Annotated in this window: 17 protein-coding genes; 5 read left to right on the plus strand and 12 right to left on the minus strand. The window is 50.8% G+C overall.

The features are described 5' to 3' along the window. Positions 1 to 3 precede the first annotated feature (3 nt). The 8 genes from L2744_RS03195 to L2744_RS03230 form a co-directional block, all read right to left on the minus strand. Positions 4 to 963, minus strand: coding sequence for a S49 family peptidase (locus L2744_RS03195; RefSeq protein WP_248990666.1), 960 nt, complete (start codon positions 961 to 963; stop codon positions 4 to 6). Further along, on the minus strand, positions 963 to 1,817 hold the full coding sequence (locus tag L2744_RS03200; RefSeq protein ID WP_000539393.1) for a hypothetical protein: 855 nt from the start codon (positions 1,815 to 1,817) through the stop codon (positions 963 to 965). Before L2744_RS03200 ends, L2744_RS03195 begins: the two co-directional genes overlap by 1 nt. A 4-nt stretch (positions 1,818 to 1,821) precedes the next feature. Beyond that, positions 1,822 to 2,115, minus strand: a complete 294-nt coding sequence (locus tag L2744_RS03205) for a hypothetical protein (protein ID WP_001370730.1) — start codon at positions 2,113 to 2,115, stop codon at positions 1,822 to 1,824. Positions 2,116 to 2,125: 10 nt separating this feature from the next. Beyond that, on the minus strand, positions 2,126 to 2,599 hold the full coding sequence (locus L2744_RS03210) for a hypothetical protein (RefSeq protein WP_248990667.1): 474 nt from the start codon (positions 2,597 to 2,599) through the stop codon (positions 2,126 to 2,128). A gap of 96 nt (positions 2,600 to 2,695) precedes the next feature. Further along, entirely contained in the window at positions 2,696 to 3,217 is a 522-nt protein-coding gene (locus tag L2744_RS03215) for a hypothetical protein (RefSeq protein ID WP_000805800.1), read from the minus strand. An 8-nt stretch (positions 3,218 to 3,225) separates the two neighbouring features. Further along, positions 3,226 to 3,513 carry a helix-turn-helix transcriptional regulator gene (locus L2744_RS03220; protein WP_151819877.1) on the minus strand — a complete coding sequence of 96 codons (288 nt, stop codon included), beginning with the start codon at positions 3,511 to 3,513 and terminating at the stop codon, positions 3,226 to 3,228. A gap of 133 nt (positions 3,514 to 3,646) precedes the next feature. Next, positions 3,647 to 4,162, minus strand: a complete 516-nt coding sequence (locus L2744_RS03225; protein WP_248990668.1) for a hypothetical protein — start codon at positions 4,160 to 4,162, stop codon at positions 3,647 to 3,649. 4 nt (positions 4,163 to 4,166) lie between these two features. Continuing rightward, a complete protein-coding gene (locus L2744_RS03230) occupies positions 4,167 to 4,775 on the minus strand; it encodes a hypothetical protein (RefSeq protein WP_000849071.1) in 609 nt (202 codons plus the stop codon). Positions 4,776 to 5,042: 267 nt separating this feature from the next. On the opposite strand from L2744_RS03230, the gene L2744_RS03235 reads away from it, so the two are divergent. After that, a complete protein-coding gene (locus tag L2744_RS03235; RefSeq protein WP_000946102.1) occupies positions 5,043 to 6,158 on the plus strand; it encodes a phosphoadenosine phosphosulfate reductase domain-containing protein in 1,116 nt (371 codons plus the stop codon). 17 nt (positions 6,159 to 6,175) lie between these two features. Then, positions 6,176 to 6,610: a hypothetical protein gene (locus L2744_RS03240; protein WP_248990669.1), complete on the plus strand. Its 435-nt coding sequence runs from the start codon at positions 6,176 to 6,178 to the stop codon at positions 6,608 to 6,610. 86 nt (positions 6,611 to 6,696) lie between these two features. Here the strand turns inward: L2744_RS03240 and L2744_RS03245 are convergent, their stop codons facing one another. From L2744_RS03245 to mobI, 4 genes are all read right to left on the minus strand, one after another. Beyond that, on the minus strand, positions 6,697 to 6,861 hold the full coding sequence (locus L2744_RS03245; RefSeq protein ID WP_163768167.1) for a hypothetical protein: 165 nt from the start codon (positions 6,859 to 6,861) through the stop codon (positions 6,697 to 6,699). A 786-nt stretch (positions 6,862 to 7,647) separates the two neighbouring features. Beyond that, the gene (locus L2744_RS03250) at positions 7,648 to 8,712 is read right to left on the minus strand and encodes a plasmid replication protein (protein ID WP_376711924.1); all 1,065 of its coding nucleotides are present in this window, start codon (positions 8,710 to 8,712) and stop codon (positions 7,648 to 7,650) included. 20 nt (positions 8,713 to 8,732) lie between these two features. Beyond that, complete coding sequence (locus tag L2744_RS03255; RefSeq protein ID WP_069369945.1) at positions 8,733 to 9,020, minus strand: hypothetical protein; 288 nt, start codon at positions 9,018 to 9,020, stop codon at positions 8,733 to 8,735. A gap of 4 nt (positions 9,021 to 9,024) precedes the next feature. Continuing rightward, on the minus strand, positions 9,025 to 9,564 hold the full coding sequence (gene mobI / locus L2744_RS03260) for a conjugative transfer protein MobI(A/C) (protein ID WP_011872891.1): 540 nt from the start codon (positions 9,562 to 9,564) through the stop codon (positions 9,025 to 9,027). A gap of 498 nt (positions 9,565 to 10,062) precedes the next feature. Between mobI and L2744_RS03265 the strand changes: the two genes are divergently transcribed. Genes L2744_RS03265 through L2744_RS03275 form a run of 3 tightly spaced genes read left to right on the plus strand, consistent with a single transcriptional unit; the run spans position 10,063 to position 11,777 of the window. Continuing rightward, positions 10,063 to 11,046 carry a ParM/StbA family protein gene (locus tag L2744_RS03265; RefSeq protein WP_069370019.1) on the plus strand — a complete coding sequence of 328 codons (984 nt, stop codon included), beginning with the start codon at positions 10,063 to 10,065 and terminating at the stop codon, positions 11,044 to 11,046. A gap of 16 nt (positions 11,047 to 11,062) precedes the next feature. Next, the gene (locus L2744_RS03270) at positions 11,063 to 11,356 is read left to right on the plus strand and encodes a KPHS_p301480 family protein (RefSeq protein ID WP_011872872.1); all 294 of its coding nucleotides are present in this window, start codon (positions 11,063 to 11,065) and stop codon (positions 11,354 to 11,356) included. 1 nt (position 11,357) lies between these two features. Continuing rightward, the gene (locus tag L2744_RS03275) at positions 11,358 to 11,777 is read left to right on the plus strand and encodes an H-NS family histone-like protein (protein ID WP_011872827.1); all 420 of its coding nucleotides are present in this window, start codon (positions 11,358 to 11,360) and stop codon (positions 11,775 to 11,777) included. Positions 11,778 to 11,783 lie beyond the last annotated feature (6 nt).

Consider the following 11,783-nt stretch of genomic DNA (forward strand, 5'->3'; position numbering starts at 1 on the left):
CTATCAGTAAACTTTCACAGCGCTGAGTTCTTGCACGAAGGAACTGGCTTCGAGCTTCGCTCGTTGGGTCAGTCGCCGGATGATGTCTTCGGTTGGTGTGTAGTCCACCAAATTGCTCTGGTGGATGACGTCTCGCGCCACGGAGTTCAAACTACCCAGGCCATCAATCAGCCCAATGTCTTTGGCCTGCTCCCCGTTCCAGAGCAATCCAGAAAACACCTCTGGGTCGTCTTTCAGTCGATCACCCCGCCCAGCCTTCACTCGTTCGATGAACTGCTGGTGGGTTTTCGATAGAACGCCCTCCCAGAATTTCTTTATGTCAGAGGTAAGAGGGGAGAATGGGTCGAGAAGCGCTTTGTGCTCTCCGGAAGTGATAGCCCGGCGCTCGATGCCGAGCTTGTCCATCAAGCCGGTGAATCCAAACCCCGAGCTGATGACACCGATAGAACCGACAAGACTGGCGCGGTCAGCATAGATTTCATCCGCAGCAGAGGCGATGTAGTAACCGCCAGAGGCACCGATGTCATCAATGATGGCGTAGACCTTTTTCTCCGGATGAAGGGCTCGCTGCGCCTTCACTTCGTCATAAATCCGTCCTGCTTGAACCGGGCTACCGCCAGGGCTGTTTATGCGAAGCACGATAGCTTGTGAGTTCGGGTTGTCGAATGCAGCTTGGATGGACGGGATAAGGTGATCAGCATCGGCCAGGGTGCCAGCAGCAATTTCACCACGGATGTTGATATACGCGGTGTGAGGGGCTCCTGCCTTGGCGCTTTGCCACGGCATCCCACCCGGATTAGATGCCAAAATGATGAAGCCGATCATGAGAAACACGAAACCCGATGCGCGAAGCACACGCAACATGGTCCGCCAGCGCCGGTCTTTCACCTGCTCTTTATGCAGGGTGAACATGTACTTCTCAATGAGTTCTTTCTCCCAGGGGATCTCTTTGTTTTCTGCCATTAGTTTTTCCTTTTGCATGTTTCGATTATCTGTCCCCAGAACTCTTCATCAGCGCTATCAGCCCGGTCTTTGACTTTCTGGTAAACAAGGTTGGTGTTGAGCTGATGCTCACGACAGAACTGAGCAATGTTGCTGTAGGTCCTGTCCAGATAGGTGAAGGGTTTCCCTTTACCTTTTTTCTTGGCGAGGATGAGCTTCCACTCATCATTGGAGAGTTTGTCTGCGGCCTTCCCGGTGTCCGCAATGCGCCTACGCACCGTTACCGGATCAAGTCCATGTGCTCTGGCTATGCTGGCAACGCAGTTGAACTTCCGACCGTCAATCATGACAGTAGGCAAATCACCAGCGGCAGCCTCCTTGAATCGGAAACCTCTGTAACCTGGTTTGAAGATCCCAGGAGCAAGTTGCTCACGGAACTCGATTGCTTGTTCTGACCTGACAAACTTGCTGTCGATTTTGCCGAGCATGTACTTAGCCCGAGCGATTACCTGGTAAAGCGTCTTCTCCAGGAGCATGGCGTCAGCAGCTCGACTCGGAAGACCTATGTCGTCTTCTTGCTCGATACCCAACATTTCTGCATGGCTGGAGCCTTCTGCATGTCGGAAACAGCCGTCGTACTCAAAAAGAAAGGAGGCCAAACCTCCTCTCAGCTTTGCTTTGAACCGGGTGTTGGCCGCGTTCTCTGGCGCTGGTGCCAGCTCGGACACTTCAAGCCCTAAATTTGCGGCCAACTTCCGCAGGTCTTCCTCTCCAATTCGGCATCCAGGCTGCATAACCTGCGCCAGAGCAGATTCATCAGCACATCCGCGTTCTTTCAGCTCAGCCAAGAGGTAGGGAACTCGTACTACCCCCATAAGCTCAAGCTCCCTGAATCGCGTGGACCACCAGCTCACAGAGTTTCCCGTACACAGGGGCAAGGCAGAGTGAAGCCATCACCATGCCAAAGGCTTTCGATGGAGCCTCTTTGGCGAACTTGGTCAACCACGGCATCATGCCGCACAGAGCAGCAACCATAGCGCCAGCCACCCCCAGGGAAGGGAATGCCATCACTTGGGCCAGAATGAAGAAACACTGGGCGTATGCCGCATGGGTCATCGCCTTCTTATCTGCTGCCGTGAACTCCACGGCATCTACGCTTTTGACTTTTTCCATCACATTGTCCTCATGCAACATCAGGTTTTCCGAAAAATTTCTCATACACTTCGAGGTCGAAGGCCAGCATGGTCTTTGCCGCCTTTTCACTAAGCTGGTGGAGGCTAAGCATCTGAACCTTGTCAGTGCCGGTCACTTGCAGATCCACCGCGAACCACGTCCCACCTTTGGTCACGGCCAGAACTTGCACCGCCCAGGGCTTATCCAGTCGTTCGGGCGGAGTGATCATGTTCGACACTTTGGCCACCGTCGCGGTTGAACCTACCCAGTGCTTGTCGAACGCAATGACGTTCAACGCTTCAAACGCATCCTTCGCAGCTTTAAACCGGCTCCGAACAGCATCTTGTTGCTTCCAAGCCATGAACTGGAGAAGGGTCATTCCACCAGCCATAAGGGTGAGAAAACTCAAGCCATTGGCGGCGGCTACGACCGTCGCTACCAAGGACCCCAACATGACGAAGTGGTTATGTTTAAGCTGGGCCACTATTCACCTCCTATACCAACCAGCGTACAGGACTTTTCAAAAATGCAACCCCGCCTAGCTGCCCAATTCGGGCAACCCTGATTCAATCCAGAACTTTCACATGTGAAACTTTCCGCCACAGGAACAGGAGGTTTTTACCTGACCAGAACGGATGGACTGATAGCGGTGCCACAGCTTGACCACTTCTTTTTCGCTGAGAAGGTTTGTCTTGATGTAACGGACTCTATCCCCGTCCGCTGTCTCAACAACGGTTCGGACATAGCCGTACTTGGCAACGGGTGCCTTGTACTTGTGTGACAGAATTACCCGGTAAACCGAGAGCTGGATAATGTCCGACTCATAGATGTGGTTTACCTGGCGCAGCTTGGTGTCCAAAGGAATGAGAACCCCATTCTTGGTTTGGTACACCTGATCAACCCTGCCGTGCATGGGCACCGGCTGTGTGGTTGATATGTCCTGTTCGGACAAAAACAGAGTGGCCGAGCGCAGCTCATAAGGCATGTTCTCTGATTTCCACCACGCCCAGGTGTCTCCAATGCCGCGTTTGCGCCACTGGTCCACTTTCGCAATGACGAAAGGGGCGATGATCAGGACGAATATCCAGAGAACAGGCTTCACACGTCACCTCACTGCTGATTTAGCTTTATCCAGTCGAGCACTTCTACAGCCCTGAAACGAACGGTTCTAGCACTCTCACCAGCTCCTTTAATCCGAACCGGTTGCGGGAAGTCACCTAACTTAACCAACCGATTGAGCGTTACGTGCGATATTTGAAGAAGTTCTGTCAGTTCCTTGATAGTCAACAACTGAATTTCTTCTTTAGGTATTACCCCCTTGGTTAGCTGCTCCAGCATCTTTTTGAGCTCCGCCACCTCAGCAGCAACTTCTTCTAACATTTTTTCTGCATCCAACATTTTCTTGCCTTTTTGCTTAAATAGGGTGCCTAGGCTATCTTTAACGGCTTAATCTAACACCACTCCCTCATGCCCAAATCGGGCACCTCCACCAACATAAAACTTTCACATGTGAAAGTTTATTGGACACTTTTTAGCCCCTAAACCACTCTGGATGATTGGATACATCCATGCTCTTAACCTGTGATGAGAAGACCAGTAGCTCTTGGGTCGTCAGGACGGTCTCAGGAGCCCGAGCGATGAAAGGTCTCAGCAATCCAGAACCCGCGTAGATATTGATGACCATATGCAATCGCTCTGTTGCTCCAGACACTCTCCGCCAGCTCCGGTAGGTTTCTGTTGATTTGGCATAGCCAACCAAGGCAGGAGCCAGCGTGTCGGACTCCTTCGTATTCAACTTCCCTTTTGCTGCCCTCGATACGAACTCAGCGATCACCGAAGCCAGCATGTCGGAGGTAAGGTGAAGCGGCAGCTTTATCGTGTCGAAGTCAGCCTGCTTGATGGTGAACAGGCGGATGTGATCGTTGCGGTAGTCACGCACATAGATGACATGACTCTCAAATGGGTTGGAGTGGTTAAAGGCATCCATACCCCAGCCTGCGGCCTCAAGATGTGCGTTTGATACTGACTTGTCGTAATCAAATTCCACGCTATTACTCTCCGTCTTGTCGTTCAGGAACTTTCACATGTGAAAGTTTTCCGTCGGTCATGATGTCCAGGACGGCTTTGCCCAGTCTCATCCCTTTATGGTTTTGAACCGGGTCTCCCTTGTAGAAAAGTCCTGGCTCGTTATCGGGATGGAATACCCCGTGAGGAATGTTGTCGTGATCGCCAAGCCACATGCGTAGCCTCAGATCCACCAGCCACCCATCATCCAGGACAACCCAGAAATGCGGTGTCACGATGTCCTTGGTCTGTTCGTTTCGCACAAAGCCATACATGCAGTCATGAGGTACACCCGCTTCATTGAGTAGGTGGCTTACTGCCCATGTCATACCGTCACATTCCATCTGGCAGTCATCCAAGGTCATAAGGACGGCTTCCAGTTCCCGGTGCCACTCCGTCATTTGCTTGGCCGCAGGTTTTACCACCAGCTCGTTTTTGTTTTCTGCCAAGATGATGTCTTCCTCGTCAATATTGCATTCGTCTATCGCTTCCGAACGGATGGATACAGCTTCATCCCAGTCATCGCTCGATCCGAAAATGCTCCAACCCTCAAGACCGTAATTCACCCATACGATGAACCGCTTTATCGTTTTCATGTGCGGCCCCTTTAACCGTGCAACGTTCCCACATACTCACCCCTTCAAACCGTAACCCCACCAAAAAGCCACTTCTTGATGATTTCCAATCAGCAGCGGCAGGTTGCCCCTGAACTAACCTCACCGAAAAACCACCTTTAGATTGCTTTCTGGTGCTTATCAAGTTCTCCTGAGTGATTAGTCGTTCTGAAAACTTTACTTTTCACAGTATCATTTTATAATACTGTAAATCATAAAAACAACCCAGTAAAGAAAAAAGAGCGACTTATGTTGAGACGAGAAAACCAAGGAGATTTGTTCGATGACCAGGTGGTGTTGCCATCACTGGAGTCGGTTCTTACCGGCATATCTTCCAGTCAGCGTTGTGACGATAGAACAACGTACTTCTCCGCTCCGGATGTGGACCTGAGTTTGTACGATCACATCATTGTTTGCCTGTCTGGAGGCAAAGACTCGATTGCTGCGTACTTGCGGCTGGTGGACATGGGTGTTGATAAGTCAAAGGTGGAGTTCTGGCACCATGATGTTGATGGTCAGGAAGGCAGTTCGTTGATGGATTGGGCCTTCATGCGTGATTACTGTCGTCAGCTCGGGGAAGAACTGGGTATCCCAATGTACTTCTCGTGGCTTGAGGGCGGCTTTGAGGGCGAAATGCTCAAAGACAATGCCTATAGCCACCCCCATCGTGTAGAGACGCCTGAGGGGCTTCTGGTGCTGCCTAGAGACCATAAGCGCTCTAAGCCTGGTACGCGCCTTCGTTTCCCTCAGCAATCGCCATCACTCCAAACAAGGTGGTGCTCATCAGCCTTGAAGATCGATGTTGGCCGCAGAGCTCTTAATAACCAGGAGCGCTTCAAGGGGAAGAAGATCCTTTTCATCACTGGTGAGCGCCGGGAGGAAAGTGCAAACAGATCCAAGTACAACCAGCTTGAGGCTCATGCCTGTGACAGAAGATATGGGAAGACTGCACGGTTAGTTGATGCCTGGAGGCCCGTTCTTCATTGGACTGAGGAGGAGGTATGGGAAGTAATCGAGCGTCACCGCATCCTGGCCCCAGTCCCTTATCGCCTTGGCTGGAGCCGGTCGTCGTGTATGACCTGCATCTACAACTCACAGCGTATCTGGTCCACGATCCGTCACTACTGGCCTGAACGAGCTGGGAAAATTGCTCAGTATGAACAAACCTTTGGTGTGACGGTATCAAGAAAAAAAATCGACGTAATAGATTTAGGTTCTGCTGTTGCGCCGATACAGATTAGTGATGTTGAGGCATTGGAGCAGGTATCCAGAGAAGATTACACGCTCCCGATTTTTGTGCCGGAGGGGCAGAAGTGGGTTCTCCCTGGTGGCGCATTTGGCCGAGAGGCCTGTGGTTCTGATTGATTTGTGCAGAGGTGGCAATGTTGGATTTTGTTTTTTTGGTGTTTTTGGGGTTGGGCATATCTATGGTGCTGGTGCGTCGGTCTTCCCGTAAGGGGATGAATCTTGAACTGACATGGCTCCAGTCGTTGAAGGTCGTGCTGGTTCGTGGAGCTGTTGCATTGGGCCTGGGGTTTGGCATTGGCAGGCTTGTATTGATGGGGATGCAGTATGGTTTCCTGAGTGAGTCTGTCCTGAGGGAACATGCACTTGTCTCCGTAGCGGTGGTGCTGATCTGTGGGCTTGGTTCGTTCGTTGCGTTTCAGTGGATCATCGGAAGGATCTCTGGAAGATCGATCAGCGTCGTTTCTGTGATCAAAGTTGTGATGTACGAGTCTGGTTACTTTGTGCTGTCGATGCTTATCTTGTTGGTGATACTCGTCCTGTTCGGCCTTGCATACGAGACTTTTTTCTAAAAAAACAGTGTTGATTATTTTTTGTTCAGCGATCAAAAGGATAAATATAAAGATCTTTAGATCTTTGTATAAAGGATTAAAAACGGTTAAAGACAGGTTAGGCGTTCTAAATCACCACTCAACACATTGATATTGCTGGTGTTTTTATATTTATTCCGTGCAACGAACCCATAGGTTGCCGTGCAGCGTTCCCATAGGTTGCCGTGCAACGTCCCCACATACCCTTGGATCTTATCCACTGTTATCCACACGGAACCCCTCTTTTTTCCACAAAATCCTTACAAAACAGAGCTTTCGTGCAGCGTTCCCACATATCAGATCTGGTGTTCGTGCAGTGTTCCCACATGTCTAAGGTCATACGTGCAGTCGGCCCATATACAATTTTCTGAACGTGCAACGTACCTACATGTCAATTTTGGTCGTTTTTTGCACCGTGCAACGTACCCACATGTGATCGTGCAGCGTTCCCATATACCAAAACCCCGTTTATGCACAGGAGATGTGGATAACTTTTGGCCTCTTTTTGTGTGCGCGTGATCACTTTATGGACTATTAGAGTCATTTTGACTGCCTTTTTAGGTTTGTCCTGATCTGTCAATCTTTGTTCTGCTTCGTCAATCGTGCAGAGTTCCCATATATCGAGAGGTTCAGAACCTGCTTCCGTGCAACGTACCCACATATCAAATCTCATAACGTGCAGGTCCCCCACATCCTCACCCTTTAACTATCAATACCTTACGGGAACCACTCTACGGGAACCACCGGAGCAGCATGGCACTTATCCTTCGTCGTGGCTTACGCTTGCACGATACTGAGAATCAGCTTGCGACTACCGTGCAACGATCCCATATATAGAGCCCCAGCCCACGCTGCATCTGGGGTCACGTTCGCTCTATCCGTGCAGTTCCCCCATATGCGGAGGCATTCCGTTTCAGGTCCTGCCTGGTGGGCGTACCTTGTGCGCTTTCTTCGGGCATAAAAAAAGGCGCTGACGCGCCTATCTTTCTTTTCCCTGGGGGGATGGGAGATTCTGGTGGCTATCTCCCCTTACGCTGGGGTTCATCAATGATGTCGTGGTCGATCATGCCGTGCTTGATGGCCCGTAGCTCTGTCTGCTGCTTACGCTTGTTGGACGCCATCACCTGCTTCACGAAGTTCTCATGAGGCCTTATGACGTACCGCACGTCGATGACTCTGCGGCCATCCTTGATCTGGTTCGCGTCGTAGTCGCTTACGACCTCTTGTTTGATGAGGGCCTCCAGAGCGAGCTTCATGGCTCTGACGTTCTCCGGCATCCGTGGGCTCAATTCACGAGGGCTCTGGGTCAGGAAGCTGATAAGCGATGGCGTGTACGGCGAATCTGGTGATGCTTGAGTCCAGTAGTGGCTCATTCGCTTGTAGATGTACCGTGCAAGAGGGGAGCGGATTTGCATTCCGATTTTGTAGTTGTATTGACGAAACGACAGATTCATGATCGATTCGTTTACCAGCGGGTTGAACTGCACATAGCACCTGGCGTTCCCGCCTTTCTTGCGAAACTCACCTCTGGTGGTCAGTCCCACCATCGGGAAGAAGCTGGAGCTGATGAAGGCTTCACCGTCATCACTGATACATTCAAGTGTTGCGCCACGACAAACCTGGATTGCTTCCTTGATTTCGTTCAGGTTGTACCCGTGACCCATCTTCGAGAGCTCTTTCTGGAGTTCGTACAGAGTGAACATGACTCCAGCCTTGCCCTCGATGATATGGCCTTTCCCGTTCACTGCGAGCTTGCGTAGAGCATCCTCAAGGATTTCCTCTCGCTGTCCCGCGTAGATCAGCACGGTTCTTCCGTCATCCTTCTCGATGATGGCTGGCTTCACCTTCACCGTGAACTGCTGGCCTCTGATGGAGCATTGTCGCGTCACTACAGCGTTGGACAAATCTTCATGCTCACGCTTTTGGTCCCAAATGTACTTAGGCAGCGCATCGTAGATCTCGATGGTGTTGGAGTAGTCGTCTTTCTTGCCCGGAGATTCAATAATCTCAAACAGGCTCATTTGCGGCGAGTCTTTGATTACGTCGAGTTTCTCCAGGTCTTTGTCTTTGGTTCTCTTGCTCATGATTGTTCCGTCGATACTTTCTAGCTGGTGGTCCATGCCGCCAGCAGTGTCAAAACTCCCGCTGCTACCGTTGCTGAAAACACTAGCTGGTAGATGCGACGCTTAGCCCCCGCAGTGCTGCTCATGAAGCGCAGGGCTGCCGCTTCATACCGGAAATGGGCGAACTCACCCCGAAGAGTGCTATCTGTCCCCTGTAGCGATTGTGGGCGCTTTGACAGGGCAGGGCGAGGATGGCTGGCGACTTTCTTGATCATCGCTTCACATTTCCCCAGTTTCGCCATTTCAGTGGCCGCTACAGATGCTGTCATGTTGTCACACCTCGTCGCTATGTGTCTTGTTTAGCTGGCGCTCGTACTCGTTTAGCGCCCGGCGAATTTTTGCTAAGGCAGTGGCGCGTTGTCTTAACACGGCATACCTGGTTTCAACTTGCTGGATCAACTCTTGTGCCCAGGCAGGCTCTTTCTTGAAGTGCGACATGCTATAGGCATGACCCCGACCCTTCTTGATATGTGTCGATAGAACCCTTTTCTTTTGTCCGGGAACCTGTTCGACAAATCTGTTGCGATACCACTCTGCAACGAGTGATACGCCTAGAATGCGAACCCGTGTACCGACACGCCCTTGTTCGTCCTCTGATGCTTCTTCACGCGCCGATTTGTGCGCGTTCCAGTACATGTCCGCTTCCTGCTGCGCCTCGACAGCAAGAACCGCTAAGGCGTGATCCAGTTTGCTCCGTACCTCTGCAACAAACTCACGTCCCTCTGCCTCTAGCAGATCCTCTGTTATCTCGGATCGTTCTTCTTCGAGCTTCGGATCTAGCAGATCTAGCCATCGCTCCGTTGGTAGACTCACCTCAAAACCCTCCCAATTCCTATCCAATTCCTATCCACATAACTATCTATCTGGAATTTAAAGCTGATTATTCCACTACTGGAATCTAGTTCTGTCTCTAGGCTAACCCATCCTTGGAATTTGTCAAATTTCCCTCTATCTATCTGGAATCTTGACGCCCTTATTCTTTCACCTCCTCTTTCAATGTGAATCTATAAATAAAGATTCCAGATATATTGGACATAGCACCAAAGATTCCAATTGCCTCTTTACCGCCGTCTCTCGGTGCTGGAGGGAAAGCGGTTCTCGATGTAGGGGTAAGGTCTGTTTATGTGAACCTATCCGTGCAGCGTTCCCATAGGTTTCCTTGTTCAACGATCAAAAAACCACCGAAAAGCAATCTAAATGCCCCTTTTGGGCAATTACACAGGCCATTTGTCCCCGCCTTTAGCCTTATTCTCTATCCAACACGCGGCAAGCAATCAAAAAGCAATCAAAAAGCAATCTTTGGAGGATTTCATGAGTCAATTTGTTCTGGGTTTGGATATTGGTTACTCCAACCTGAAAATGGCAATGGGGCATAAAGGTGAGGAAGCTCGCACAGTCGTCATGCCGGTGGGGGCAGGTCCACTGGAACTGATGCCACAACAGTTAACTGGCGGTGCAGGGTCCAGCATTCAGGTTGTGATTGATGGAGAGAAATGGGTTGCAGGCGTCGAGCCTGACCGATTGCAAGGTTGGGAGCGTGAGCTTCACGGCGACTATCCTTCGACCAATCCATACAAGGCTCTTTTCTACGCTGCACTCCTGATGTCCGAGCAGAAGGAGATTGATGTGCTGGTGACTGGCCTGCCTGTTAGTCAGTACATGGAAGTAGAGCGCAGAGAGGCGTTGAAAGCTCGACTTGAGGGCGAGCACCAGATCACGCCAAAACGATCGGTGGCGGTTAAGTCTGTCGTGGTTGTACCTCAACCTGCCGGTGCTTACATGGATGTTGTCAGTTCAACCAAAGATGAAGACCTCCTGGAGATTATCCAGGGAGGAAAAACCGTTGTAATTGACCCTGGGTTCTTCTCTGTAGACTGGGTAGCTCTTGAAGAGGGAGAGGTCCGCTATCATTCATCTGGCACCAGCCTCAAGGCGATGTCGGTGTTGCTACAGGAAACGGATCGGCTAATTCAGGAAGACCACGGCGGTGCCCCTGGCATCGAGAAGATCGAGAAAGCTATTCGTGCCGGTAAGGCCGAAATCTTCCTCTACGGCGAAAAGGTATCGATCAAAGACTACTTCAAGAAAGCCTCAACCAAAGTCGCTCAAAACGCCTTGATCCCTATGCGGAAGTCAATGCGTGAGGACGGGATGGATGCTGACGTAGTTCTGCTGGCTGGTGGCGGTGCCGAGGCTTACCAAGATGCGGCCAGGGAGCTTTTCCCTAAGAGCAGGATTGTACTGCCCAACGAATCCGTGGCATCCAATGCCAGGGGCTTCTGGTTCTGCGGCTGATAGATAGGAGGTCGTTGTGGCTGGTAGCAAATGGGATGGAAAAATATCTAATCTGAACATATCGGAGCAAGCCTTTCCGGAGCTCTATCGTGAACTGTCCCAGATGCAGCATAAGGCGCGTAGTGATCGGCTCCGCGCCCTTGCTCTATTGGGTCTTTATTCTCTTCGATTTTCTGGCAACATTGGGTCTTTTGAGCAACAGGGTTCAGAGAGTCAACCTGCACAGCATCAAAATCCGCCAGTGCAGGCTGACGCAAAACTGAACTCTCAACGTGATTCACTTAAAGGAAAACTGATGGGCTCCGTATGACATGAAAGACCACGAGGAGTTCTCTACGCTATCAGCGGCTGAACGTAGAGAGTTAATAATCGCAGAGTTAAAGCGTAAAAGCCGCATTCGCACCCTGTTGCGAGGGCTCCCGTTAGATGAAGTTCGGGAGATCATTGACAGAATGAAGGGCGTTCTCAATGAACTGGAGGAAGAGTACAAAAAGCGAGAAGAAGAAGAAAAAGAAAAGCGAGCTCAGGCCGAGCGAATAATGAGCGACATGGAATCCTGCGGTGTGGACATCGGCTTGCTCAACGAAATGTTCACGAGCAAATCAGAACCTGATAATGCTAAATATTCAAAAGACGGAGTTTCGTGGAGTGGGCAAGGACGTCGCCCGGATGCTTTCAAGGGGTTGGGAGCTGTCGAGCTGGAGCGCTACCGTATCCCACAGAAGAAGTAAAAAAAA

Origin of the sequence: Shewanella profunda, from assembly GCF_023283765.1 — a bacterium.
Lineage (GTDB): Bacteria > Pseudomonadota > Gammaproteobacteria > Enterobacterales > Shewanellaceae > Shewanella > Shewanella profunda.

Excerpts from the sequence above, each read along its gene's own strand:
- L2744_RS03195 (WP_248990666.1), bottom strand. The coding sequence starts at position 963 with ATGGCAGAAAACAAAGAGATCCCCTGGGAGAAAGAACTCATTGAGAAG.
- L2744_RS03200 (WP_000539393.1), bottom strand. The coding sequence starts at position 1,817 with ATGGGGGTAGTACGAGTTCCCTACCTCTTGGCTGAGCTGAAAGAACGC.
- L2744_RS03205 (WP_001370730.1), bottom strand. The coding sequence starts at position 2,115 with ATGGAAAAAGTCAAAAGCGTAGATGCCGTGGAGTTCACGGCAGCAGAT.
- L2744_RS03220 (WP_151819877.1), bottom strand. The coding sequence starts at position 3,513 with ATGTTGGATGCAGAAAAAATGTTAGAAGAAGTTGCTGCTGAGGTGGCG.
- L2744_RS03230 (WP_000849071.1), bottom strand. The coding sequence starts at position 4,775 with ATGAAAACGATAAAGCGGTTCATCGTATGGGTGAATTACGGTCTTGAG.
- L2744_RS03235 (WP_000946102.1), top strand. The coding sequence starts at position 5,043 with ATGTTGAGACGAGAAAACCAAGGAGATTTGTTCGATGACCAGGTGGTG.
- L2744_RS03240 (WP_248990669.1), top strand. The coding sequence starts at position 6,176 with ATGTTGGATTTTGTTTTTTTGGTGTTTTTGGGGTTGGGCATATCTATG.
- L2744_RS03250 (WP_376711924.1), bottom strand. The coding sequence starts at position 8,712 with ATGAGCAAGAGAACCAAAGACAAAGACCTGGAGAAACTCGACGTAATC.
- L2744_RS03255 (WP_069369945.1), bottom strand. The coding sequence starts at position 9,020 with ATGACAGCATCTGTAGCGGCCACTGAAATGGCGAAACTGGGGAAATGT.
- L2744_RS03265 (WP_069370019.1), top strand. The coding sequence starts at position 10,063 with ATGAGTCAATTTGTTCTGGGTTTGGATATTGGTTACTCCAACCTGAAA.
- L2744_RS03275 (WP_011872827.1), top strand. The coding sequence starts at position 11,358 with ATGAAAGACCACGAGGAGTTCTCTACGCTATCAGCGGCTGAACGTAGA.